Source organism: Frankia sp. CeD, from assembly GCF_000732115.1.
In the GTDB taxonomy this organism is placed as follows: Bacteria; Actinomycetota; Actinomycetes; order Frankiales; family Frankiaceae; genus Frankia; species Frankia casuarinae.
In genome coordinates, this window is record NZ_JPGU01000002.1 from 1 (window position 1) to 24,298 (window position 24,298).

19 protein-coding genes, 2 tRNA genes and 1 pseudogene are annotated in these 24,298 nt (G+C 68.9%); 9 read left to right on the top strand and 13 right to left on the bottom strand.

The features are described 5' to 3' along the window. Positions 1-184 precede the first annotated feature (184 nt). The 3 genes and pseudogenes from CED_RS01530 (at position 185) to CED_RS01540 (ending at position 2,361) form a co-directional block, all read left to right on the top strand. Positions 185-658, top strand: a complete 474-nt coding sequence (locus CED_RS01530; RefSeq protein ID WP_083282462.1) for an SAM-dependent methyltransferase — start codon at positions 185-187, stop codon at positions 656-658. Positions 659-686: 28 nt separating this feature from the next. Further along, positions 687-2,138: pseudogene (locus tag CED_RS01535) on the top strand (replication initiator); the annotation flags it as partial. Positions 2,139-2,169: 31 nt separating this feature from the next. Next, positions 2,170-2,361 (top strand): helix-turn-helix domain-containing protein, encoded by a 192-nt coding sequence (locus CED_RS01540; RefSeq protein ID WP_011434870.1) that lies wholly within the window; start codon positions 2,170-2,172, stop codon positions 2,359-2,361. A gap of 6 nt (positions 2,362-2,367) precedes the next feature. Here the strand turns inward: CED_RS01540 and CED_RS01545 are convergent, their stop codons facing one another. Further along, the gene (locus tag CED_RS01545; protein ID WP_035908376.1) at positions 2,368-2,571 is read right to left on the bottom strand and encodes an AlpA family transcriptional regulator; all 204 of its coding nucleotides are present in this window, start codon (positions 2,569-2,571) and stop codon (positions 2,368-2,370) included. 150 nt (positions 2,572-2,721) lie between these two features. Between CED_RS01545 and CED_RS01550 the strand changes: the two genes are divergently transcribed. From CED_RS01550 to CED_RS01560, 3 genes are all read left to right on the top strand, one after another. Further along, positions 2,722-3,021: a hypothetical protein gene (locus tag CED_RS01550; protein WP_023839867.1), complete on the top strand. Its 300-nt coding sequence runs from the start codon at positions 2,722-2,724 to the stop codon at positions 3,019-3,021. Positions 3,022-3,257: 236 nt separating this feature from the next. Further along, a complete protein-coding gene (locus CED_RS01555; RefSeq protein ID WP_023839866.1) occupies positions 3,258-3,461 on the top strand; it encodes a hypothetical protein in 204 nt (67 codons plus the stop codon). Beyond that, positions 3,461-4,939, top strand: coding sequence for a tyrosine-type recombinase/integrase (locus CED_RS01560; RefSeq protein WP_235186850.1), 1,479 nt, complete (start codon positions 3,461-3,463; stop codon positions 4,937-4,939). Before CED_RS01555 ends, CED_RS01560 begins: the two co-directional genes overlap by 1 nt. A 119-nt stretch (positions 4,940-5,058) precedes the next feature. On the opposite strand, the gene CED_RS01565 is transcribed toward CED_RS01560, so the two are convergent. Further along, positions 5,059-5,131: transfer RNA gene (locus CED_RS01565), tRNA-Arg, on the bottom strand. A 737-nt stretch (positions 5,132-5,868) separates the two neighbouring features. On the opposite strand from CED_RS01565, the gene CED_RS01570 reads away from it, so the two are divergent. Beyond that, positions 5,869-7,119, top strand: a complete 1,251-nt coding sequence (locus CED_RS01570; protein ID WP_235186851.1) for an MFS transporter — start codon at positions 5,869-5,871, stop codon at positions 7,117-7,119. Between the two features lie 71 nt (positions 7,120-7,190). On the opposite strand, the gene CED_RS01575 is transcribed toward CED_RS01570, so the two are convergent. From CED_RS01575 to CED_RS24160, 9 genes are all read right to left on the bottom strand, one after another. Beyond that, positions 7,191-11,180: a LysM peptidoglycan-binding domain-containing protein gene (locus CED_RS01575; RefSeq protein WP_051868626.1), complete on the bottom strand. Its 3,990-nt coding sequence runs from the start codon at positions 11,178-11,180 to the stop codon at positions 7,191-7,193. A 757-nt stretch (positions 11,181-11,937) separates the two neighbouring features. Continuing rightward, positions 11,938-12,225, bottom strand: coding sequence for a hypothetical protein (locus tag CED_RS01585; protein ID WP_035908385.1), 288 nt, complete (start codon positions 12,223-12,225; stop codon positions 11,938-11,940). Positions 12,226-12,349: 124 nt separating this feature from the next. After that, on the bottom strand, positions 12,350-12,619 hold the full coding sequence (locus CED_RS01590) for a WXG100 family type VII secretion target (RefSeq protein WP_011434876.1): 270 nt from the start codon (positions 12,617-12,619) through the stop codon (positions 12,350-12,352). Next, positions 12,607-17,523, bottom strand: coding sequence for an FtsK/SpoIIIE domain-containing protein (locus CED_RS01595; protein WP_235186852.1), 4,917 nt, complete (start codon positions 17,521-17,523; stop codon positions 12,607-12,609). The genes CED_RS01590 and CED_RS01595 overlap by 13 nt, the downstream gene beginning before the upstream one ends. Positions 17,524-17,633: 110 nt before the next feature. Continuing rightward, a complete protein-coding gene (locus tag CED_RS01600; RefSeq protein ID WP_084680661.1) occupies positions 17,634-18,083 on the bottom strand; it encodes a diguanylate cyclase domain-containing protein in 450 nt (149 codons plus the stop codon). A gap of 33 nt (positions 18,084-18,116) precedes the next feature. Next, the gene (locus tag CED_RS01605; RefSeq protein WP_160172356.1) at positions 18,117-19,850 is read right to left on the bottom strand and encodes a RyR domain-containing protein; all 1,734 of its coding nucleotides are present in this window, start codon (positions 19,848-19,850) and stop codon (positions 18,117-18,119) included. Positions 19,851-20,508: 658 nt separating this feature from the next. Further along, complete coding sequence (locus CED_RS24155) at positions 20,509-20,679, bottom strand: hypothetical protein (RefSeq protein ID WP_023839860.1); 171 nt, start codon at positions 20,677-20,679, stop codon at positions 20,509-20,511. Between the two features lie 423 nt (positions 20,680-21,102). Then, positions 21,103-21,249 (bottom strand): hypothetical protein, encoded by a 147-nt coding sequence (locus tag CED_RS23290; RefSeq protein WP_173645823.1) that lies wholly within the window; start codon positions 21,247-21,249, stop codon positions 21,103-21,105. Next, a complete protein-coding gene (locus CED_RS24160) occupies positions 21,246-21,422 on the bottom strand; it encodes a hypothetical protein (protein WP_157902454.1) in 177 nt (58 codons plus the stop codon). Before CED_RS24160 ends, CED_RS23290 begins: the two co-directional genes overlap by 4 nt. A 267-nt stretch (positions 21,423-21,689) precedes the next feature. Between CED_RS24160 and lysS the strand changes: the two genes are divergently transcribed. Then, a complete protein-coding gene (lysS, locus tag CED_RS01615) occupies positions 21,690-23,141 on the top strand; it encodes a lysine--tRNA ligase (RefSeq protein WP_011434883.1) in 1,452 nt (483 codons plus the stop codon). Positions 23,142-23,303: 162 nt separating this feature from the next. On the opposite strand, the gene CED_RS01620 is transcribed toward lysS, so the two are convergent. Beyond that, positions 23,304-23,861, bottom strand: a complete 558-nt coding sequence (locus tag CED_RS01620; protein WP_035908388.1) for an integrase core domain-containing protein — start codon at positions 23,859-23,861, stop codon at positions 23,304-23,306. Here CED_RS01620 and CED_RS22045 point away from each other — a divergent pair. Then, positions 23,813-24,037 (top strand): tyrosine-type recombinase/integrase, encoded by a 225-nt coding sequence (locus tag CED_RS22045; RefSeq protein WP_313949951.1) that lies wholly within the window; start codon positions 23,813-23,815, stop codon positions 24,035-24,037. The genes CED_RS01620 and CED_RS22045 overlap by 49 nt on opposite strands. Positions 24,038-24,139: 102 nt before the next feature. Here the strand turns inward: CED_RS22045 and CED_RS01625 are convergent. Beyond that, positions 24,140-24,230, bottom strand: a tRNA-Ser gene (locus CED_RS01625). Positions 24,231-24,298: the final 68 nt, after the last annotated feature.

Below are 24,298 nucleotides of genomic sequence, written 5' to 3' on the forward strand. Positions count from 1 at the left end.
AACGGCTACAACTTCCTCGGGTTCCTCTGCCTGGCTGCCGCGATCACCTGCTGGAAGAAGCTCCCGCACTCGACGTGAGACACGCTCTAATCTCCCTTGCAAGGAACCGCCGTCGCCTACGCGCCCAGAACACCGCCATGCGCGCCCATCGGCGCTCACGACCGACACACGAGTACCACTTGCCATGTGTGACCAAGGGGTGGTACCGGTTGTGCTGGCGTACGCGCGTGCGCTGCTGACCGGGTCGGAGCAGGGGCGGACCGCCTACCTGGCGGCGGATCTCCGGGACCCCGGGCTCATCCTCGATGCCGCCGAGCTCCGCGGCGTGCTCGACTTCCACCGGCCGATTGCGCTGTTCCTCGTCGCGGTCCTGCACTTCCTGACCGGCGCCGACCAACCGCGTGCGCTGGTGCGCAGGCTGCTGGACGGTCTGCCGTCCGGCAGCTACCTGGTCGTGTCCCACGCGACCGGCGACCAGGCACCCCCAGGGGTCGGCGCGATCGTCGAGACCTACGCGACCACGGCCGCGCCGCTCGTTCTCCGCGGCCTCGCGGACGTCTGCCGCTTCTTCGACGGGACGGATGTCCTCGACCCGGGCGTGGTGCGCCTACCGCTGTGGAAGCCGGACACGCCACCCACGGACCCGGAAACCGTCTGAGTCTACGGCGGTGCAGGACGGAAGCCCTGACCGCTCGCGGCGGCTCCGGATGGCCCAGTGCAAGACCGGATGGCATCTCGACGACGAACCCCTTCCCGACCCGGATCCGCCGTCCGACGACGCCAAGGCACTTGCCGTGCTGCGGGCGGACCTGGAGGAAGCCCGCGGTGAGGTCCTGGCGGCCGGCGACCTCGGGCAGGTCGGCGAGATCGACGAACTGATCGGCCAGGTGGACCGGGAACTGTCAGATCTGGGCGTGCGGGGCCGGATCGCGCCGGCCGACCGGGACCGGCCGCGCCGCGTCCGCTCGACCCGTCGTCGCCAGGATGCCCCCGATCTGCCCCGGCTGCCCGTTGAGCGGCGCACGGTCGGGCGGACGTTCACCGCGCCGGACGGGACGGTGTGGCGGCCGTCGATGTTCCTGACCCTGACCTGTGCCTCGTACGGGCGGGTGCACTCCGACGGCACGCCGGTGGACCCGGCCTCCTACGACTACCGGCAGGCGGCACGGGACGCGATCCACTTCCCGAAGCTGCTGGATCGGTTCTGGCAGAACCTGCGCCGCGCGGTCGGCTGGGATGTCCAGTACTTCGCCGCGCTGGAACCCCAACGGCGTCTCGCCCCGCACCTGCACGCCGCGATCCGCGGCACCATCCCGCGGACCATGCTGCGGCTGGTGGCGGCAGCCACCTACCACCAGGTCTGGCGGCCAGCGACGGACCGGCCGGTCTACGACGATCAGCATCTGCCCGTCTGGGACGACACCATCGGCGCCTACCTCGACCCCGACGCCGGCGACCCGCTGCCCTCGTGGGATGCGGCGCTCGACGCGATCGGTGAGGACGACGAACCCGCGCACGTCGTGCGGTTCGGTCCGCAACTCCAGGCGGACGGGGTGACGGCGAACTCGGTGAACACCGGCCGGATGATCGGCTATCTCACCAAGTACCTGACGAAGACCCTCGACACCTGTCACGAGATCAGCAGTGACCGGCAGCGGGCGCATGTGGAGCGGCTCGCCGATGCCCTGCGCTACGAACCCTGCTCCCCGACCTGTGCGAACTGGCTGCGCTACGGCATCCAACCCCGCAACCCCCGGCGCGGCCTCACCCCCGGACGGTGCACCGGCAAAGCCCACCGGCGCGAAACCCTCGGCTTCGGCGGCCGGCGGGTGCTGGTCTCCCGCCGCTGGTCTGGCAAGACCCTCACCGACCACCGTCGTGATCGGGTCGTCTTTATCCGCCAGCAGCTCGCGGCACTGGGCGCCACTGGCACCGGACCGGCCGCGCCCGAGGACGATCCGACCCGCATCGCCTGGACGCTGCTACGCCCCGGGGACCCGGCCGCACCCCGCCGCGAACATCTGATCTTGCATGCCATCGCCCAACGGCACGCCTGGCGCGCACAGCTCGGAATCGGCACCGAGGAAGGGGCCGGCGGGGATTCGGCAACAGGGCCGCCGCTGGCGGACGCAGCCTGACCCCACCCCGGCAAGCCCCTGGAGAGCCTGCGTGACCAAGCTCCTGCTCACCCCGACGGAAGCCGCTGACCTGCTCGGCGTCAGCCGCAGCACCGTCTACGAACTGCTGAACAGCGGCGACCTCGAATCCGTCCGCATCGGCCGTGCCCGCCGGATCCCCTCCGCCTCGCTGCTCGCCTTCGTCCACCGGCTCCGCGGCCTCGACGACGGACAGGCAGCATGATCACCCTCACTGGCCGTCGGGCGGGGGCAGGTCGGGGCGGTGTTCGGCAATCCATGCCTCCACATCGACGGTCCGCCAGATGTGACCGGCGGCCAGGGAGGCATACGGCGCGGGGAACGACGGGTCTTCCTTCAGAAGCTGGTTCACCCGCGTCCGCCCGACCCCCAACCGGCGGGCGATCTCCGCCGCTCCCATGAGCGGTTGCGTCATACCCCGCAATCTACTGGACGACCGTCCAGCGCCACGTGTACCGTGGATGTCGCTGGACGGTCGTCCAGTCGCGTTGAGGCGGTTCCGGCCGAGNGCGGCAACACCCNACCGGAACCTTGGCCCCTTCCTGCGCGAACAGGAGAGAGACCCATGCCCATCTTCCCGTCCGACGCCCCGGATCCCGACCGAACCCCCGGCGGAGACGTGCCGCTGATCGTGGCCAGCATCGTCCGGCCCGGCGTCTATGCGCTGACGCTGCGTCCTGGTGCTGATGCCCGCGAGATCGCCGAGGTCCTCGCCTGCATGCCGGTCGACGCCTTCCTGACCGAGCACGTCGGCGACATCGACCTGACCATGGTCTTCCGGACAGTGCCCGACGGCAGGGAACCTGATCCCACCGGGGGCGTCACCCCGACGGCACCGGCGGCGGCACGCGGAACCCGCCCGTAGCGGTTCTTCTGCCCCACCCATTTTTCTTCCGTTCTCTGGTGGCGCCTCAATCTGTCGGGGCGGTGGACGGGTCCAGGGTCGGCCATAGGCCGATCGCGTAGCGACGCGATAGCGCCCTGGACGCGGCCGGCGACCCGGCAGACCATCCCAGCGCCAGAGAACGGAAACCCCAACTCGCGCCGGACCACGCGACTCGCGACCCGCGCCCGTTCTTTCGGCAAGGAGCCAGAACCACCATGCCCACCAACACCCCACGGCGGGTGACCCTCATGCAGGCGCTGCATGACCACCTCGACCGCGCCGACCGCGGCCAGGGACGCGGTTACCCGCAGTCGGACGGAGAGACCAAGTTCGCCTGCGACATGGAAGACAGCCCCTACGGCTGCCCATGGTGCGACGCCGTCGAATGGCCCGACGGCAACCCCCTGGACGTGGCCTGATGGCCGAGGGTAAGGGCAGCAGACGCGGCAACGGCGAAGGCTCGATCTACCGGTACCGCAACGGTTGGGCCGGTCAGATCAGTATGCCGGACGGCACCCGGCCGACGTTCTACGGCAAGACGAAGGACGACGTCCGAGGGAAGATCATTGCCGCGCTCCGGGCGGTGCAGGACGGGGTGCCGCTGGTCACGACACGGATGACGGTGGCCGAATATCTCGATCAGTGGGTGACCATCGTTCTGCCTTCCCGCGTGGTCGCCGGAACGCTCGCCGAGTCAACGGCCGAGTCGTATGCCGATCAGGTCCGGCTGCATATCACGCCGATCCTCGGCCGTCACGAGCTGCGCAAGCTGTCCACNGCGCACGTCCGCCACTGGATGACGCGCAAGCTCACGGAACCGTCGTCCGCGGGTCTGGCGCAGTGCGCGGCCTGGGAGGCTGAGGNGGCCCGCAAGGCGGCAGAACGCGCGAAAGAGAAGAAGACTCGCCCGGCTCGACGCGCGACAGCACAGAAGAAGGCTCCGGCACCGAGCGAACGCAAGCCCGTCAAGCCGCTGTCGGCCCGGTCGGTGCGCTACCTGCTGGTGATCCTCACCGCGGCGTTGAATGACGCGGTCCGGGAGGAACTGCTGACCNGGAACGTCGCCGCTCTCGTCCAGCCGCCGAGGAAGGCCGATGCGCCGATACGGGCGCTCACCGAGGAAGAAGCCCGTCGGGTTGTCGCGGTCGCGCTCGTGGACCGGATGTCCGCGCTGTGGCTGGTGCTGCTGGCGCTCGGGCTGCGCAAGGGGGAAGCGCTCGCGCTGCGCTGGGATGCGCTCGACCTTGATGCGGGCACGGTCGCCGTGGTGCGCAAGCAGCGGCGTCGCAAGGCGGGAATTGATCCGGAGACCGGCCGGCAGCGCTGGGAACTCGTCGAAGAGGAAGCCCTGAAGACGAAGGGTTCAAAGGCGGTTCTCGCACTGCCCGACATGGTCGTCACGATGCTCCGTGAGCACCGGTGGCGGCAGGACGACGCGAAAGCCGACCTCAGCGCCAAAGCGGACCAGGCGGAAAAGGACCTGGCGGCGCTGGCCGCGCAGAACCTCCCCGAGGGGGTGTCCGGGACTCCGGCGGACCTGAAGGTCATCCGGTGGGAAGACCCCGGACTGGTGTTCACTACCGCACTCGGGCGGAAGGTCGACCCGCGCAACGTCAACCGGTGGTGGGACGCGGTGTGTGAGCGGGCTGAGGTGCGGCACACCCGCGTGCACGATCTCCGCCACACGGCGGCGACGATGCTGTTCCGGGCCGGCGTCGACCTGAACGAGATTCGCGCGCTTCTGCGTCACACCCGCCTTGGCACCACCGCGGACATCTACGTTGACGTTCTGGCGGACGTCCGGCGGGGGACGGCCCGCAGCATGGACGACATCCTCACCCGGCTCCGGAACCCGACCACCGCTACNGAGAGTGAGGCAGACGAGGGTGCCGCCTGAGTCGTCCCGCAGTACCGTTCGCCAACTGCAGTATGAACTGCAGTACACGAGGTCTTGAAAGCGGCAGAGCCCCGCACCTTGGATGGGGGTGCGGGGCTCTGGCCTGTCTCAACCGTGCGTGCGCTCGGAGGGACTCGAACCCCCAACCTTCTGATCCGTAGTCAGATGCTCTGTCCGTTNAGCTACGAGCGCGATCTGCCACCGTGGTGGCCGGCGGTGCCAGCTTACAGCACCCGACGGGTGGCACCGATCCCCCGAGGGGGATGTAGCTTTCCGTAGTTCATCATGTGCTTATTGTGTGGACAGATGTGGGGTCATCGTCGAATCGGCAGCTGCGGCACCGGCAGGAGGAGTTGCCGGTGGGGCGCGCGGCGGACGGTCAACCGCTGACCGTCCGCCGCGGCGGGNGGCGGCGCAGTACGACCTCCCTGAGCCGGCGATCCTCCGCCTCGGCGGGCAGTTCGCGTGCCCGCACCGGGAGGTGCGTGTCCGAGAGCATGACCAGACNCNCCCCGCCAGTATCCGACGCGACGGCCGCGGGAACGCCATCGTGCCCGATCGGGCGGGCACGTTCGCGCCCGCTGCCGAGAGGTCCTCATGGTCGAGCGGTCCTCATAGTGACATCGGGATGTCATCGGGTGTCGTCGATCATAATTGGATTTATGTAACTTAATTAGATTTTATGTATCGTAATTAGATCTGTCGAAGCATAATTGGATGCCGCCAGAGCGTTGTTCGATCTTATCGGGTATCGTCGCATGGAGCAATGATGCGTAACGATCCGGGGCGCAGGGTAATTCTCCTCGCGGCGTGCGCATCATGAAGATCGACGGCTGGAGATCATCCTGATGGATCCGGGCGGCGTGCGCCGCGCGACTCGGAGCCAGCCCTTCGATGCCCAAGTACTGTTCCGTGCCCGGGCGGCGACGATGAGCTCGCTGTTCCTGCTGGCTCTGCTGCTTGCGAGCTGGGCGCCGCGTATACCGCAAATCAAGGAGGGGCTCGAACTCGGCGACGGGCAGCTCGGTCTGACCCTGCTCGGCGCCCCGATCGGGGCGGTTCTGACACTGTGGCTGATCGGTCTGGCGGTCACCCGCTACGGCAGCATCACCATGGTGCGAGCAGGTTTGCCCGCCTACTGCGCCACCGGTCTTCTGGTCCCGCTCGTCGAGGGACCCTGGTCTCTGTTCGCCCTGCTCGCCCTGTGGGGGGCGACCAGCAGCTGCCTCGACATCTCCCTGAACACCCAGGCCGTGGGGATTGAGCGCTGCTACCAGCGGCCGATCATGACCTCCGCCCATGCGGCGTGGACGGCGGGTGCCCTGTCCGGGGCCGGGATCGGTTCGGCGGCGGCCGCTCTGAGTGTCCCGATCGGCGTGCAGTTCGCGGTGCTCGGCGGGTTGGGTCTCGCTGCCGCCCTACCCGCCACGGCCTGGATGCTGCCCGACGGCGCTGCACCGGAAGTCGCGCCGGGGGACGGGCGAGATGGCTGGGACGGGGACAGCGACAGAGCGATGCCCCGGGGTCCCGTCGGCACCGGCAGCCGTACCCGGCCGTTCGTCGCACTGTGCGTCATCGCCTTCGGTAGTTTCCTCTGCGAAGGTGTGGCAGCGGACTGGAGCGCCGTCTACCTCACCGATGTGGCCGGAGCGGCCGTCGGAATCGCGGGTATCGGCTTTGTGGCCTTCACCTCCTGCATGTTCGTCGTGCGCCTGTTCGGGGACCGCGCCATGGCACGGTTCGGCCCGACCCGAACGGTCCGCGGCCTCGCCGTGACCGCGATGGTGGGATTCGCGCTCATGCTTGCGCTCGGTTCCTCGGCGTTCGGCACGGTCGGGGGAATCGTCGGATTCGGAACGCTCGGCGTCGGCACCGCCTGCGTGCTGCCCGCGGTGTTCTCCGCGACGGGGCGGCTTGGATCTTCGACGGGCAGCTCCATCGCCGTGGTCGGCACGGTCGGGTATGTCGGATGGTTGTGCGGGCCGGCTCTCATCGGTGGGCTCGCCGAGCTGGCGGGCCTGCAGTTCGCCATGGTCGTCGTGTTCGTCCTGCTCGTTGCGATCACGGTTTGCGCGTCGGCGCTGCGCGGTCCCGATTCTCCTGCTGCGGCTGCCGAGTTCACTGCGGACCCCGGTACCTCGGAGATCTCCGGGGTACCCAAGATCCCCGAGGTCGGCTAGCGTCACCGGCGACCAGCGACCAGCCATCAGGCCGGGTCCTCTGCCGGCTGCCCCGGAAGCGGAAACGGGCACTACCGCCGGCCGCGACGGAATCCGGGCAGGAGGGTCTGCACCAGTGCGTCCGTCTCGGCCTCGGCCCGCCCGCCGCGACGCACCCCGCCGACACCGATAGTTCGGTACATCTCCGTTGCCACAGCCTGCAGAGTCCGGCGATCACCCCGTGCGGCGACCGTGCGCAGCAGGTCCCGCCAGAGCACTTCGGAGGTCGGCACGGCCCGTAGCCCGGTGCGGCAGGCCGCCATCGCCGTCATCGTGTCACCGAAGTCCAACGTCAGCTGGGCGAGGCGATGCGCCACGTCGACCACGCCCGCCCGGGTGCTTCGGGCGATTGGCCCGGTGGTCGCCCAGCGGTACCGCCCGGCAGGCAGATCCGTCCACAGGGGACCGCTGACCATCCGCAGGGCTGTCGTCAGATCCGCCTCGGCGTCGCTGCCCGGCAGACCGGCCCGGTGGGTGTAGGCCACGAAGAGTTCCCAGTCGCAGCGCACATCCGGACTCAGCCACCACCGGCCATCCGGGCCGATCATGATCCGAGGCAAGCCGCTGGCATCGGTCCCCAGCCACTGGCGCGCTTCGGTCAACGCGGCGTCGGCGATCTCCTCCGTGGTGTCGGATGGCCAGATCTCCTCGGCGAGGAGCCGACTGTCCACGCCTTCCCGGTGCAGCGCGAGGTAGACGATGACCTCGGTCAACAGGTCGATGCGCTCGGCGGGTGGTCGCCCGGGACCCTCGACGGTGGGCAGTCCGAGAATCCGGACCTGCGCCTCGGCGGGCGCGGTGGGATCGGCGGGCGGCGTGGTTTCGAGCGGCACACGCTGTGGCGCCGCCCCGGACGTCCCCGTCGGGGGCCGTGAAACGCCGACATCCGGGACGGTGGTATCTCCGTCGGCGTAGCGCGCCCGAGCAGTCTGAGGCGGTGCACGGTGCGCGTCCGCCGCCAGCCGTTCGTTCGGAGGCGGGATCGGCGGCCGGGGNGGGATCGCGGTCCGGTACCCGGTGGTTGGCGGCGGGGGGGCAGGGGGNCCAGGNGGTGCCTCCGTCCCGGGCTGGATCGATTCGGCCGGGACGCGGCCCTGCCGGTTCGCTCGCATCCGGGGCGTCTCGAAGTAGACCACGGGTGGTACCCGTGGGATATCCGTCGGGTGGATGAGCGGTCGCCCCGGATGGGCCAGCAGACCGGCGGCTTCGGGGGCGTCGCCGGTGTCCGTGGTGGTCGGTAGGACGGGACCGGCCGATGCGGTCCTTCGCGGAGGGCTGGGAGGCTTGGGCGTGGGCGGCGGGGGTTCGGTGGGGAGCCGGCGGCCGTTCGAGGGCGGTCGCGTCGGATCGTCGTCCGATGGGGAAATGGTGGGTGGGAATCCGGTGCCGGGCAGGACCGCGGCGCGACCGTGCATGTCCTGCGGTTCCGCTCCGCGTGGCTCCGGTGTGGCAGAGCCGGGGTCGGGGAGTGGGCCTGCCGGAGTGGGGACGGTCGAGAGCGGCTGGGGGAAGGCAGGCCCGGTGAGGGCTGAGAGTTTCGGCGTCCAGGGCAGCGCCCCGGGCATGGAGCCGCGTTGTGAGGGTGGCCTTGTCGGCTCGTCGGGCCGGGTAGTTGCCGGCCCGGTCGCGGTGGGTCCGGCGACGATCGGTCCGGCGGGCGGCTGTGATACGGGGGGNGGTGGGGGGCCCTCGTCCGGCAGACTCTCGTCCGGCAGGCTGCCCGAGGCCNGGGCGGGAGATCCCGCCGCATCGGCCCGATGGAACAGCGCGGTGATCGAGGTGTACTCGGTCATGCTCAGAGCCTGCGCCCGTACCTGGACGCCGAGAACGCCGAGGGACACGCGGCGGTCCGACTCGACCGTGAAGCGCCAGCGGGCGGCCGGGGTGTCGCCGACGGTGAGGACTCCCACGGCGTCGTCCCGCCCGTTCGCCATCCTGGTCAACCGGGCGACGTCGGCGGCTGCGGGAGGGGCCGCGAGAATGAGTAGATCGGGTGCCAGCGCCCGTGGATTGCCGGTGACCCGATCGCGGCCGCCCGCGGTGACGGTCGGCGGGTCTGCCGGTGCCGGATCGACGCCGGTGCGACCGGCGTCGTCCTGTGGTCCGGCGAGTTCGTCGAGGACGGCGCTCAGGTCGTCCGCTGTCCAGACCCGAGCGGGTGCGATCGTCGTCAGGTCGGCTCCGGTGTCGGCCGGGAAACCCACCAGACAGACCCGCAGATCATCCGACCACACGTTGGTTCCCAGCTCGATCGCCACGGCGATCGCGACCTCCGTCGCGACGTCCAGGTCGCCGATCAGGCTGATGATGCCCGGAGCGCCTTCCAGGTCGACGAGAATGCGTGACCCGGCGTCGTCCCGGCCGAAGGTGACGAGGGCCGGGAACGGAGCCGGCACGCCGGCCGTCATCTGGGCGATCATCTGGGCCGGCTGGTCACCGGGCAGACCGGGCATCCGCTCGATCCGCCAGGACCCGGGCGCCTCGCCAACGGTCCATGGGGGCGGTGGAGGCTCCTCCTCCGCGGGTGCCATGTGCAGGATCAGCAGGTCGTCGGTGAGGATCGCCGCGTACACCGGGGGAAGCAGACGTCCCAGATCGGTCAGGCCGGCAGACAGAACGCGCAGTGAGCGGTCGACAAATCGGGCGGCATCCGTGTCGGCGGCCAGGAGCAGCGCGCGCTCTGTCTCGTCCTCCGGGGGGCTCGCCGGCCCCGCCCGGCGTGTGGACAACGCCACCATGACTCCGGCGGCGAGCAGGCTGGCGGCTGCTATCCCCAGCAGACCCTGGGAGGACGGTCCGAAGGAGTCGGACGTGAGCAGGCCGGGTGTAGTGGGGCCACCGGTGACCACCGCGGTGTTCCGCGCCGAGACGACCGGGGCCGTGTCATCCAGGACTGCCAGCGCACGAGAGGCGCCGAGACGACCGTCGCTGTCCCCCGGCCCGGGGTCTTCGAAATCGGGATAGCTGGGTTCTGGATCATCGAGGCCCGGGTCGCCGGGGCCGTGGTTGTCGAGGTCAGTGAGCTCGTAGCCGCCGGGGGTGGGGGGCGCGGTACCCGTTTCGGCGGCAGGCCATCCCGGGACGGAGTCCGGTACATGCAGTGTCTGCAGGCCCTCGCCCTGCGCGTCGGCGGGCAGCAGCAGCACCCAGCCGGCATGGATGAGCGATGGCTTGGACAGCGTGCGGCCGTCCGGCTGGGCACGACCCTCGTTGAGGTCGAAGATCTCCCGATACCGTAGACCGTCACCGAGGAAGCGCTCCGCGATGCCCCAGAGGGTGTCGTGGTGGCGTCCCTCGGCAGGTCGCACCTCGTAGAGCTTCATCATGCGCCCGTTGGGCATGAGCCGGCCGTTCGGATCCGCGATCGGACTGATCAACTCGGCGTGGCGGACACGCGGTGTCATGCGGCCAGCCGGGCCAGCCGGGCTGCTCCCCGGTTCCGGCCGTGACGGCCAGGTCTGCTGGGTCGGTGCGCCGGCGCCGGGATCCGTTGTCGTGGTCACCGGAGCCCGATCACCCCTCGTGAGCGCGGGCGCCCTGTCGTCCGGAGCCGGCCGCGGAGCGACCAGGGCCGCCGAGGTCGTCGATACCGGCATTGCCGTCCCCATCCGGCCGGGCGCAGGCGGAACGGCGGGGGGCCGGGCGTATGTCATCGGGGCGACCAGAACCGTCGTCCCGGAGAACAACACGGATGTGGCGACGAGACGGCGGGCGAGGTTCTGGGGGGCGCCGCCCAGCGGTATCCGCGGGGCGAGGCCGGTACCGCGCAGCTCGGCTCGGCATTCCGCGATGAGACAGGCGGTGAAGTGCAGCCAGGCGGCCCAGAAGAGCAGGGCCAGGATGGCTCGGACGACCGCGCCGGTTCCGTCCCTGCTCTGGAGCGGTGGACCCAGTACCAGGATCAGTACGACCGGAACGCCGAGGACGACACCGGCGATCGCAGCGATGGCCCCGGCTGCGCGCAGCCGTTCCCGAGACCGCAGCTCCGCGGAGACCACCGGCACCGGCTGGCGGGCCGGCACACTCCCGGCCCTGTCATCGACCATCCGATAGGGAGGGTCGCCGGCACGCGGAAGCCGCCGTCGTGACCGCGGTGCCGCCGCCGGAGAGGCGGACGTCATCGATGCCGGCGGCGAGGACGGCCGCGCGGATCGAAGTGGTGTCGATGGTGGCGGGAGCGGCGTGGACATGAACGTCCCCGATCAGGCGCAGGGNCGGGCGCATGGGCACTCCGGGCACGGCCTCGTGCCCGGTTGCGTGGCGCTCATGCTAGGTCGCTGGAAGCCGGTTTCCAGGGCGAAGCAGCAGTTCCCTGACCTTCTTGTGACCATTACCTGGATCCGGTCGATGGTATGTCTCCGCCGTGGATGCCGGCGCTCCAGGCTCTGGACTGGGGCGAGCTGACGGGACTTGCGGGAGCGGCGCCGAGCCGCCTGGATGCCCGCACGTCGATCTCGTGCAGTGGACACCCGGCCTCCTCGCGCTGCTGTGCCTGGACGGCGACAGAAGGACGAACCCGCTGTAATCGTACCAGCGTGGTTGCATAGAGGAAATTTTGAGATGAAAGATCTATGATACATTACTCAAGGTGGGCATCTGATGTCGTTCCGATGCTAAATGTCCAAATTTATTCTTACGTTGAGTTATCCCTAAAAGTGTCCAGTGTCGCGGCGTACCAGGGCAGGCGTATCTTCGATCGACCACCTTGTCCATTCCCGCATCCGCGGAACACCGGCGCTGGCCACACACCGAGGCCGGACCGACCCCGGAGTGGTCTGGTCATCCGGCACTCTGGATCTCGTTCTGAATCTCGGCGAGCCGCGCACGTAGCTGATCCAGCTGGGTGTGCAGTTCGGTGAGGGTCCGGTCGTATCCCGGCCAGACGGTGGTCCGGAAATCGACCGCGCTACGGCCGTCCCAGCTCTCCGGGTCGATCAGTACCTTCGCCGNGGCGCGGAGCTCGTCGAAATGGGTGAGCAGCGGGCCGTTGATGATCGTGGTGAGATCGGCGATGGCGGTCACGGCTTGTGGCGTGCTGCGGNCGGNGACATCGGACGGCTGGGTCATGGTGTGCTCCGGTGACGGGGATCTGGACNGCCGTCTCGGCGGCAAAGCGCCTCGATGGCATGGAAGAGAGCGAACGGCGCAGTGGACAGTGGTCCCGGGAGGGCACGGTCCCGGGGGTGATCCGTCAGCTTCCGGCCGCGGCGGTTCGGCGGTTGATCTCGGTGATGCCGCGGGCGAGCTCGGCGAGGTTCGTCCGCAGGTCGGTCAGCGCGCTCTGCACCTCCGGCCAGACCTGAGCACGAAAAACCTGTGCCTTCGGGCCCTCCCAGTTTCGCGGGTCCGCCAACGTATTGCCATGATTGATCAGATTTGTCGTGGTCGCCTGCAGATCGGGTAGCTGTCGGCTCATCCGCCCGGCCGCCTGTTGGGCCGCTGGTGTGGTCACGGTTCGCACGGCATTGTTCCTTTCGGGACTCGAGCAGAGGGGGACGTGAGCAGGTTGGGTGTCGGGGGACAGGCGACCTGGACAGGAAGGACGGCTCCGCGGCGCACCAGCNCCCCGCGACCTGGAGGCGNGGGGCCGCCGATCGTGCGGGACAGCCGGACTCCGAGCAGTTCGCCGTCACCCGGCCGCCCCGGGGCCAGGAGCAGCCCGTACCCACCGCGGCGGACGTCGACGAGGAATCCGCGGTACTGGCCCAGCAGCTCCTCGGTCGTACCAGCGACGATCAACACGCCGCCGCCGTCGCGTGCGGCCTGCCAGAAGGCCGCCAGTTCGGCCGCGGCCCGTTCACCGACCAGTTCGGCGTCGTCGACGAGGACGACCAGAGGTTCGTCCCCTGACAGGCCGGTTGGCAGGTCGGTCAGCGACCGGGCGGTGTCGGTCCGACGGGTCTTCGGCGTGACGGCTGACTCACCCCGCCCGCGGCCGCCGTGACGGCCGGTGCTGTTGCTTCCCGCCTCCTCCACGAGGTTCATGGTTCCGTCCAGAACGGCGACGACACCGGGTCGGTGGGCGAGGGAACGAAGGGGCGACGGACNCGGCGTCAACGCGACGATTCGGGCACCCTCGGTAAGGAGTGACAACGCCAGCGTGAGTAGAACGCAACTGCGCCCGGATCGTGGCGGGCCGCTGATCATGAAACCGGGACTGTCGGCATCCAGATCCACCTCGACGATCTCCAGCTCGTCCCCTCCGATTCCGATCGGCACGTGCAGCGAAGATCGATTTTCTGGGCGCATGGCCGCCGCCACGGATCTCCGCGACCGCCCGGGCGCGCGTTCCATCTGCTCGGATGTGACGAGGGAGGGCAGCGCGTCGATCCGGAAAGGACGACGATCGAAGCGCTCCGGCAGCCTTCGCGGCACCTCCACAGATCGGCCCGCATGGGACATCGCCCGAGAGCCCACCGCCCGCAGTGCCGCAACCTGAGCCCGGCCTGTGGGGTCCGCGTCGAGCAGCGCGATCTGTGTCTCCACGGGACTGGGGAACCGACCTCCGACCGCGACCCCACGTCCGGCGGGCAGCGTCCCGGGCACGTCGAACGGGGACAGGCCGGCGAGTGCGTAGTCGGAAGGGTCGGCCATCCGCAGGAGTAGTCGTTCGTCGACGAGCGACGCCAGCCGCCCGATCAACCCTCGTCGATCGGTAGTGATGATCACTCGCAGGCCCACCGCCTGACCTTCGCGCACCAGCCGCAGAAATTGGTCGACGAGTATTCCTCCGTCGACGTCCTCAAACGCGGCCAGAAATCCTTCGAACCGGTCGACGAGCAGCACCAGGTACGGCGATGGGCGCATGGCGTCGCCCGCATCGCCGGGGGACGGCCGCCACGACCGCCGGGCCTCGGCAAGATCCATGAAGCCTTTCCGGGAGAGGATCGTCTGCCGTTCGCTGATCTCATTGGCCAGACGGGCGAGGAGCCTCGCGACCCGCTCGGGATCGTCCCGGCTCACCACGGCACCGGAGTGCGGCAGGTCCTCGAGGGGTGCCAGGGCGTTGCCGCCGCAGTCCAGTCCGTAGAGATGGAGCTCGCCGACGGGCAGGGCGGTGGCGAGGGCGCCGGCAGCGGTGCGCAACACGGTCGAGCGCCCGGTCCGTGGCGAGCCGACGATCATGAGGTGGCCGCCGTGTTCCAGATCGATCGTGAAGGGCAGCTGAAGCTGACGGTCACAGTGATCGGCCAGCCCGATGGCGACGGGAGGGAGCCGAACGAGACCGTCCGCGTGGAGCCCGGGGGATCCGCTGGAGNCCGCCGGACGGTTGGAGCCCGCCGGACGGCGGCCGTAGCCATCCGCGGCGATGGTGTGGTCGCTCGGGCCGGTGTGGTCGCTCGGGCCGGTGCGGCCGGCGGTCGCCCCGACGAGAGAGTCGAGGGTAATCCGCTCAGGGAGCGGGGGAAGCCACGGACTGGGTATCGGAGAGATCCCGAGCCTCGTCGAGGCCTCCCGTACTGCCGAGACCAGAGCAGCCAGGTCGGTGCGCGGCTCTGCCAGGGACACGTCTTCCGACGGCGGTCCGTCCGACGGCGCCGGCACCACCTGGGACGTGTCGGCATCCCGACGTGGAGCGTCGTCCGGTTCCGGCCACGGTAGCGGGGTGACCCTGGGCACAGGAATTCCGGACGAGCCGTCTCTGCCTGGTCTGGTGACCGGATCCGGTCCACCGATCCACCCGGTCTGAACGGCTGTCGTGATGCCCGGGCCGGTGCGTACCACCGCCCGACCGGGAGTGGCCGGACTGATCAGGGCAGCGGCCGGGCAGCCGACGACATCCTCGCTCTCCGCCGCGTCGGTGACCCGCAACGCGATGCGCAGGTTCGTATTCGCCCGGATCTCCGGTGACACCACCCCCGCGGGGCGTTGGGTGGCCAGCAGGAGATGGATCCCGAGCGACCGTCCGCGTTGGGCCAGGTTGACCAATCCGGCGACGAATTCGGGTAGTTCGCGGGCTAGCGTGGCGAATTCGTCGACGNCCAGAAGTAGGCGGGGAATCGTCGGACGCTCGATGGGGTGAGGGAGCAGACGTCGAAAGGCGTCGAGGTCCTTCGCTCCGGCCGCGGCCAACATCCGTTCCCGTCTGCGAAGCTCGGCGCTGAGCGAGCTCAGCGCGCGTCGAACCAGGTGCGGATCGAGGTCGGTGACCATACCGACGGTGTGGGGGAGAGCGGCGCACTCGGCGAACGCGCTGCCTCCCTTGTAGTCAACCAGCACGAAGATNATCTCGTCCGGGCGGTACATCACGGCGTGCGCAGCAATGATCGTCTGCAGCAGTTCGGACTTTCCGGCCCCGGTCGTGCCAGCGACCAGCCCGTGCGGTCCGTCGCGAGAGAGATCGATCGTGAACCTCCCACCCTCACCGATCCCGACTGGTACCGCCCTGCTCGCCGCGCCCCGGGGCGGCTGCGGCACCGATGACCAGAAATCTTGGATCACCTTCGGCGTGGGTGGGTCGGCGCCGAGGATGTCCAGGAGCCGGACGGCGGAGGGAAGGCCCTCGGAGTCGTCGTCACCGGCGTCGCGCAGCGGCGCCAAGGCTCTGGCGACCGACTCACACCAGCCGGCCGCGGAGGCCAGTCCCACGGCATCGACGGCCGGTGCTCCGGCCTGGCCGGTGAGACCGGCCTGGTCGGTGAGACTGGGCAGGCCGGTGAGACCGATAAGGTCTGGGCAGACATGTCTGATCACGGCTGACCGATCCTGCCGCATCAACAACTCGTCGCCGTCCTGTTCGACAACGGCCCGGCATTCGGGCGGAAGGTCCCGGACGTCGGCCTCCAGGCAGATGATGTGGATGCCGACCGCCGGTCCGCCACGTAGCACGGTCGTCATCCCGGGAACGGAGCGCAGCATCCGGGCCCCGTCCAGCACGACCAGGATGTCGGGGGCGGATCTGGGTGCCTCGGGCGGATGGGCGCGGCGACTCTCGATCAAGGATGTAAGTTCGGCGATCCGGCGGGAGCGGCTGACCTCGTCGGCTCCGACGAAAATGGCCTTCTCCTCTACCAACGGCCGACAGTGCGGCAGCCAGCGGATCCATCGCCAGGCATCGACGATGCCTGTGGAGCCAATCAGTAGACAGATCCGGAGATCGCGAGGGCTGTGCAGGACAGCGGCCTGGATCACGAGCCAGCTGCCGAGAAGCTGCGGCAACATGCCCCGACCGGTGACGCCGAGCACTCCCCGCTCGGCCAGAGCAATGACGGCGGGGACATCGGGAGCGACCCAGGCCGGGGGCTGCCGGGGCGTGACGGCGGCAGGGGAGGGGTCCGTGGTCCGGACCCTGCTTGGCAGGTCGGCCGTGCCGAACCTCAGGTGCAGGTGGTCGGGGTCATGACGACGCCGCTCCCACAGCGTCGCAGTCGGTCCCTGAGCGGTGGCGAGCAGACTTGCCGGATCGGGGTGGCTGCGACGACGCTCGGCGCATTCCGCCGCAAGCGCGGCACGAGCCGTGGCCTCGACGTCGTCCCGCTCCTGCCGGTAGCGGGCCATGGCCGCACGGAACTCCCGGCCCTCCCGCCGTCGGCCGCTCACCACGGAGGCGGCCAGGCTCACCGGCGCCAGCACCGCGAAGAGCAGAACGTAGACCGTCCGCAGCAGGGCTGCCATGCCCAGGGCGGCGACAAGCGGCAGCACCGTCGTGAGCACCGGAACCTGAACACGGCGGGGTTCGGCGGGTGCGGCCGGCAGGACAAAGACGGACTCCCGCTCCGGCGGATGCAGGCGAGGCGGACGGTTGACGTCGAGCATGCCAGGAGCGGAGACGGACGGGCGGGTCAGCACCGTGAGCGGTGCGGGCCGCACGAGCAGCAACGTCACCGGGGCGATCCGCACCGCGGCCAGGATGGTGCCGGCAGGCAACGATGGGTGGTCGCCGAGGACGGCCGCACCCGGACCGGCTGTAACGGTGCACCGACCGTCGACCTCGATCCGGATGGTCAGCGCGGGCTCGTCGCTGCTGTGACCCCCTAGCGTGACAGTGCAGCCGGGTCCCGAGCCGACGGTGAACTCACCCGCCGGCAGGTGATGAATGTCGCCCGCCCCGGGTCCGCCGATGATCATCAGGTCGACCAGGCCCGTCCCGCGGACCCGCCGGGACACCGCGGCATCAAGGCTCACCACCGCACCCTCACGCAGCGGCGAGGAGGCCAGGGTCGTCTCCGGGTCGAGCGGACGGACGGTACCGGAGACGTTGATCGAGGGCCCGGCCCGCGCCGGTGTGGGAGTACGCCGCTGCGGGCGGACAGCGGCGGCCATCGCCCCGGCCACCGCACGGAGTGGGGTTTCCGGGGCGGCGGTCAGTAGTACGTCCGTGCTGGAATTCCGGGTGGCATCGCGGACGGTGAGGGTGAAACGCATGTATGGAAGATACGGCGTGGAAAAGCGGGAAGCGGGACCGGCCGACGGGGAGTTCTTCTACTTGGTGTTGTGGTCGAAATACGTGGTGGCGCAGAAACCACCATGACGATTCATGGCGAGTCGCGAGGACGATGCTCCCGCCCGACCGTGCGTGCCGTCGCCCGGGTGCGCATCNCCTCCGTACCCGCCAGCTCCACCATGGCGTCACCCACCTCGGCAGCGTCGGCCGGGATCGGTAAACCGAGCGCAGGTTCGGGTGAGCGTGCCTGGCCGGTCGGAGACGGCCCGGCCGACAGGGCCACTCCGGCGCTCACTGACATGCTGATCCGATGACCGTGCACGTCCAGCGGTCCGTCCAGGGAGGAGATGAGCCGCTCGGCCAGGGTCGCGGCCTCGGCCGCGGTAACGGGTCCGGTGAGGATGACGAACTCGTCCCCGCCCCAGCGCCCGAGAATGTCGCCGGGGTGGAGTATTTTCGAAAAGCGGCGGGCGGCGGCATCCGGAACGGCATCGCCCATCGGATAGCCGAAGGAGAAATTGACTCGACGAAATGCATCCAGGTCACGGAAGGTCGGGGTNNAANGGNCGGCAGGTCAGCTGCGTCGACGGACAATATGGAATCCCGCCTCGGCCAGAATCATCGGTATCAGCCTGATGGTCTCGTGGTCCTTCTCGCGACTGGNGGCATCAAGGTCGTCCCACGGTACAAGCATGGGATGAGTTTTTCGATCGTTGTCCCGGTGGGGTCCGTACCGCCACCCGTTAGCCTGTCGCTCGACCATCCACCGCTCGTGTTCCCGCTTCGCGAGAATTTCAACCTCGTTGTGCTGCGCGTCGGTCACACTGAAAGAAAAAGGATCGTCTCGGACAGCGCCGGCAACGATTCCACAGCCGATCATGTCGAGTTTTCGGCGGATGTCGCGGGCTTGTTCGTAGTTGGCGTTGCGAAAATCCTCCGAGAGATTTTCCCAGGCGACGAGCGCGCGNTTTTCTTCCGGTCTTTCGCCGGCTTCCATCCGCCGCCGGCAGTAGTCTCGGTGTATTCCTTTGGCGAGCTGTTCGACCTGGGGATCCTGTAGCTGGTCGGGATCGCAGACGCGGTCCAGCAGTGGAAAAACGGTGAGGCCACGGTAGAGGATGTCCAGCGGTCGCGCGCCGTCACCGCTACCGAAGGCCTGCCCGAAGGGAGTCATGCGATCCACCCGAACGATCACCTTGCGGTGTCCGGGCAGCCGGGACACCGCAAGAGCCTTGCGTAACGCCAGTTCCTCGTCTTCGTAGCAGATGAACACCAACTGCATGGCTCCTTCCGGGGCGTATCCATCCAGAAGACCGTTCAGGTCGACCTCGTCGGAACCCGTATCCTGGCAGATGGTGTCTACCATCGCCTCGACGAGGCCATAGCGGGTCTGCAGCAGCCTCAGTACACCGCTGGCATTCTTGTCGATGAGGGTCACCTGCATCCGCGACGTCNCACCTACCTCTCTGCGGCGCCGCGCGAGTTCCAGGAGCAGCTCCCGGCCGAACGGGCCCATGCCCACTATCACGACGGACAGACCAAGGGGCGCGAACGCGATCCGTTCGTCGTCGAGCAGAAGACTTGCACCGAGACGGGCGGTGTTGAAGAACTCGACCGTGAGACGACCGATGTGTTCCCTGCCGAGCAGAAGCGTCCACAGGGCGTCGAGCACGTCAGGATCCGACTCCTCCGCGTAGCATGTCAGCGGGCGGTGGCGCTGGCGTGACACCTGCTCCGCCGCCGCGACGACAGCGGCGTTATATCCGGACGCAGTCCCACACACGTACAGTTGGTCGGCCCGGGCCACGCCAGCCCGCCGTAGCACATCCCCGCGACGCGCATCTCCTCGTAGCAGGACCAGACCAAGACGGCGGGCGTGTTCCGCGATTTCGATACTGTCGACGTCATCGATCAGTACAACCTGGCGGGACGCGGCCCGCAGGCGTTCCGCGAAGGCAAGCGCCGTCGGTCCGCTGCCACAGATGACCGCGTGCCCCCGGGACAGCGTGGCCTGGAGGGCGGCCATCGGTTTGACCAGCGTATCCGCGAGTACATAAGCAGTGGCCGCAGGCGCCAGGAAGCGGGCGATCTCAAAGGAGATCGGGAGACCGACATCATTGGGTAGGTCTGGTGGCTGGACGAAGAAAAGCCCCAGGCTGCCGTAGGCGATGTCGGTGGCGCTGAGGCCGGCGCCGGGGCTTCGGGACAGCTGCCAGAGCCCGACCATCCCCAGACTGAATGCTGAAACCGCGGCAAGCAGACATAGGCGTCGCCAGCCGGCGGGCGGCTGGAACAGTCCGTTGAACATCCAGCGGACGGTCCGCACCGGGTGGCGCATCCGGGAGGACACGACTACCACGGCGCCTTCCATGTTCCGAAAAATGATCAGCAGAACATCATAGAACACGGTGCCTACCAGCCTCCTGTTTCCTCCGCCAGCCAACAGTTCAGCCAGGCCCCGGGACCGGGCGTCGGGAGGTTTCGTCGGGGAGCCGGACCCGTGATTGATCTCTCCCCGATATTCATCGACGAGATATTCCGACGACCGGGAAAGTAGCGGAATCGAGGTCCGCCGGGGTGAGGATTCAGCGGATGAATCAACGGTGGCCGGCGGCCGGCGGCTCGCCGGGCATGGCCCCCTTCCGCAGCACGCGGCGCCGCACTCACACCCACCCCTCTCACCGGTGCCCGGCAGGAACCGGCGGAAGCGGCCACCCTGGCCTGGCGTGTGCCGTGCTCGCCTGCTCCCGGTCTGGGTCGCGCGGCTGGTCCCGGCCTGAGCCGAAAGGCTCCGGACCACGGCGCGGCTCACGCCGCCTTGCCCGGTTGCCGTCAAGAACGTCCCCGTCAGTCATACCCGAAACGTCCCCATCAGCCATACCTGATCGCTACTCAGCCGGGTCAGGATAACGCGAGTGGCGCAACGCCAGCCATCACTCACAGGTACTGAGCTTCAATGCCTGGAGTCATGTTGGCCGCAGCTCCTCCCAGCCCAGGCCGGTTTCGGCGAGGAACCCCAACAGCAACGCGGGCCGGTACCGCAGCCGTTTCAGTCCGTGTTTGGCCGCCTGGTGGACATCGTCGAGGCTGCGGGCGGCCAGGTTCACCAGGGCGGTGCGCTTGAGCTGGGACCACACCCCTCCGCCGGATTCAGCTCGGGCGTGTAAGCCGGCAGCAACACCGTGCTCACCCAGCCGGCGTGCTCCCGCAGGAACGCGGCCATGATGCGTGTCGNCCGGGCGGCGCTTGCAGCCCGGCACGGTGCGTACTGCCATCCTGAACGGAGCCTACGGTGCCGAGCCCGCGGTCCGCTACGCGCAGGTGTCTGGCGGTCGGCTGCCAGGACAAGTTCTCGGGCCTGCTGGAAAGCGCGAGACTGCCGGCATGGTGAGAACTCGAACCCGCCCAGGCCTGTGCTGGCGAGCGTCTCGCCGACATGCTCCGCAGATGCGCGGTCAGTTCAAGGTCATGGGCGCGGCGGTTCGGGCCGCAGGCGAGAGGCCCGCGGCTGCGAGCGGCACCGTTCCCAGAGCGTGAGGTAGGCGCGGGCCATCTGGTGGTCAGTGAAGGTGCTCACGGCCGCCTGGCGTGCCCGTATTCCCCAGCCGGTGGCGCAGGACCGGATCATCCCGCAGCCGGCACAGCGCAGCGGCCAGGGCGGCCGGGTCGCCGGCGGGCATGAGCAGCCCGGTCGCGCCGTCGATCACTGCTGCGGAAGCTGATCGACGGCGACGACCCGCAGATCGCAACCGGCCACTCCGGCCGTCAGGCCGGCGGCCAGCATCGGCGCGCACGCCCACGGCACACACCGGTTGACGTGCAGGACATCGGGGCGTACCCGGCGCAGCAACCGCCCGTGCGCGCCAGTCCCCCCGCGCACGACATGGACGGACGCGCCGCCGCGCCGGCGGCAGGCGACCCATTCGACCGGCCCGGCGTCGGGACCGGCATCTGGTGGAAGCCATGATCGACTACTGTCGGGATNGGCTACGCCGGCTGCGGTTCGCTGAGGGTCGGTAGGCTGGGGCAGTCATCTCTGGAGTAGTCATCTGCAGGATGGCGATCCGTCATCTGGCCCGCCCGGGAGCGTTCACGAAACGCCACCCTCGTGGCTAGCTGGTGCTTTCTGCGGCAAGAGGGTGTGTTGATGTCGATCGAGGAGTCCGGGGTAACCGAGGCGGCGGGGCCGCGGTCCGGCTACCGGACCGACGCGGTCGCGGCCGATGCCGCAGCCGCTCCCGACGGGACGGCTGTCCGTCTCGCCGGNCGCGTGGTCCTGTGGCGCCGTATGGGCGGGCTGATCTTCGGGCATCTCCAGGACCGTAGCGGCCGGGTGCAGGTTTCCCTGTCCAAGACCGATCTGGGCGCCGAGGTCGTCAAGGAATGGTCCCGGGCCGTNAAGATCGGCGACTTCGTCGGGATCGCCGGCAGCCTCTACACCACCCGCCGCGGCGAACGGACCGTCGCCATCTCCGAGATGACGGTGCTGAACCGGACCGTACGTGCCCTTCCGGACAAGTGGCAGGGCCTGTCCAACGTCGAGGCTCGTTACCGCCGCCGCTACCTCGACCTGCTTGTCAACGCCGAGTCCCGGGAACGCTTCCAGACCAGAGCGAACATCATCAGGCGGATTCGCCGTCTCCTTGACGACAACGACTTTCTCGAAGTCGAAACCCCGATTCTGCAAGAGGCAGCGTCCGGTGCCGCGGCCCGCCCGTTCATCACCAGGCACAACGCCCTCGGTGAGGACTTCTACCTGCGGATCTCCCCCGAGACCTATCTCAAGCGGATCGTCGTCGGCGCCTATGACCGCGTCTACGAACTTGGCCGCAACTTCCGCAACGAAGGCATGGACTCCTCGCACCTCCAGGAGTTCACGATGCTGGAGTGGTACGCCGCCTACTGGGACTATCGCGACAACATGGCCTTCGTCCGCGAACTGATCCTCACGGTCCTCGACGACGTCCTCGGCACCCGGGCGGTTACCTACGAGGGTGTCAAGCTCGACTTCGGCGCAGACTGGCCGGAGATCGACTACCGGGCCGAGGTGGAGCGGCGCACCGGCATCGACCTCACCGTTGTCCGCGATCTTCCCACTCTGCGTGCCCGAGTGGCCGAGCTCGGCTTGGACGTCGGGACCTCCCCGTCCTACGCCGGCCTGGTAGACCTGCTCTACAAGAAGACGGTCCGACCCGATCTCGTCCAGCCGTGCTTCCTCGTGCACCACCCGGCGGAACTGGTCCCGCTGGCCCGGCGCAGCGACACCGACCCCACCGCGCTTGACATGTTCCAGGTCGTGGTGAACGGCGTGGAGATCGTCAAGGCTTACTCCGAACTCGTCGACCCCGCCGAGCAGCGGCAGCGGCTTGAGGAACAGGCCGCGCTGCGGGAGGCCGGCGACGACGAGACCATGATGCTCGAAGAGGACTTCATCGAGGCCATGGAATACGGGATGCCCCCGATGTCCGGCCTCGGGCTCGGCATCGACCGGTTCGTTGCCCTGCTCACCGGCGCCCCGACCCTCCGCGACGTCGTCCTCTTCCCCACCATGCGCGGCGCCCACAAAGACCAGACAGCCCCCGTTGAAGATGACCTGTGACGGGGGCCCCTAAAGAAACTCTCGAACACGTCGCCGCCGACCGCTACAGAGCCCTCCCACTCCTTGCTACCAGAGTGCGGGCCAGTGCTCCGGTCTTCAGGCCGGGGGTGAAGGCCCGCGTGTGGGGTGCGAGAACTCGGCCACCGGCGTTGGCCTGGTCTTTTAGGCGGCTCGTTCGTATTCGTTGATCAGGCCGCCGAGGACGGGCTGACGTTTGATCCGTTCCTGGCTCAGGTCCGCGGCGGGGTGGTCGGGCCGTGGTCGTTGAAGGTCGCGGCCGCGGTGGGGGCGTCGTCCGTTGTAGCGCCGTGCGTACTCGGCCAGGACAACGCGCAGGTGCCGTTCACCGAAGATCAGCATCCGGTCGGTGACCTCGGTCCGGACGGTTCGGACGAACCGTTCCGCGTAGGCGTTCGCCCGCGAGGTCCGGGGTGGGATCCTGATCGCGGTGATGCCGGCGTCGGCGAGGACCGCGTCGAACGACGCGGTGAACTGTCCGGCGCGGTCACGGACCGGGAACCGGAAGTCGGCCGCCCGGTCACCGAGGTCCAGGAGGAGGTTCCGGGCTTGTTGGGTGCTCCACGGTCCGTCGGGGTGGGCGGTGACCCCGAGGATGTGGACGGAGCGGGAGCCGACCTCGATGGCGAAGAAGCAGTACAGACGCCGCGGCGATGCCCCTTCCCCCGATCCGTTTTCACGACCTTCGACACGGGGCGGCAACGATGCTCCTCGCGGCCGGAGTTGACATGAAGCTGGTCGCCGATGTGCTCGGTCACGCTTCGTCGAACTTTACCCGAGATGTCTACGCGGTCGTGGCCGAGGAGTTGGCGGAGGCTGCGGCGGTGGTGATCGAGGAGTTCGTCCCCCGGCGGAGCCGGGGAACAGGCGCCGGATGAAGATCCACGCCGTTTGTTCCATCCACGTTCCATCCACCGGCCATTTTGATCTTAAGGACAGACCGGGCGTCTCGAACGTATGTTCAAAACGCCTGGTCGACGCGGAGGCTCGGGGATTTGAACCCCGGAGGGGGTGTATGCCCCCAACCGCATTAGCAGTGCGGCGCCATAGACCGGACTAGGCGAAGCCTCCCAACGTGCCTGCTCATCATAGCGTCTCCCACGACGGTGCTGACGCTCGGTCCGAGCGGATCCCGGCGG

Coding starts and splice junctions, on each gene's coding strand:
- CED_RS01530 (WP_083282462.1), top strand. CDS start 185: ATGTGTGACCAAGGGGTGGTACCGGTTGTGCTGGCGTACGCGCGTGCG.
- CED_RS01545 (WP_035908376.1), bottom strand. CDS start 2,571: ATGACGCAACCGCTCATGGGAGCGGCGGAGATCGCCCGCCGGTTGGGG.
- CED_RS01550 (WP_023839867.1), top strand. CDS start 2,722: ATGCCCATCTTCCCGTCCGACGCCCCGGATCCCGACCGAACCCCCGGC.
- CED_RS01555 (WP_023839866.1), top strand. CDS start 3,258: ATGCCCACCAACACCCCACGGCGGGTGACCCTCATGCAGGCGCTGCAT.
- CED_RS01570 (WP_235186851.1), top strand. CDS start 5,869: ATGAGCTCGCTGTTCCTGCTGGCTCTGCTGCTTGCGAGCTGGGCGCCG.
- CED_RS22045 (WP_313949951.1), top strand. CDS start 23,813: ATGCCCCTTCCCCCGATCCGTTTTCACGACCTTCGACACGGGGCGGCA.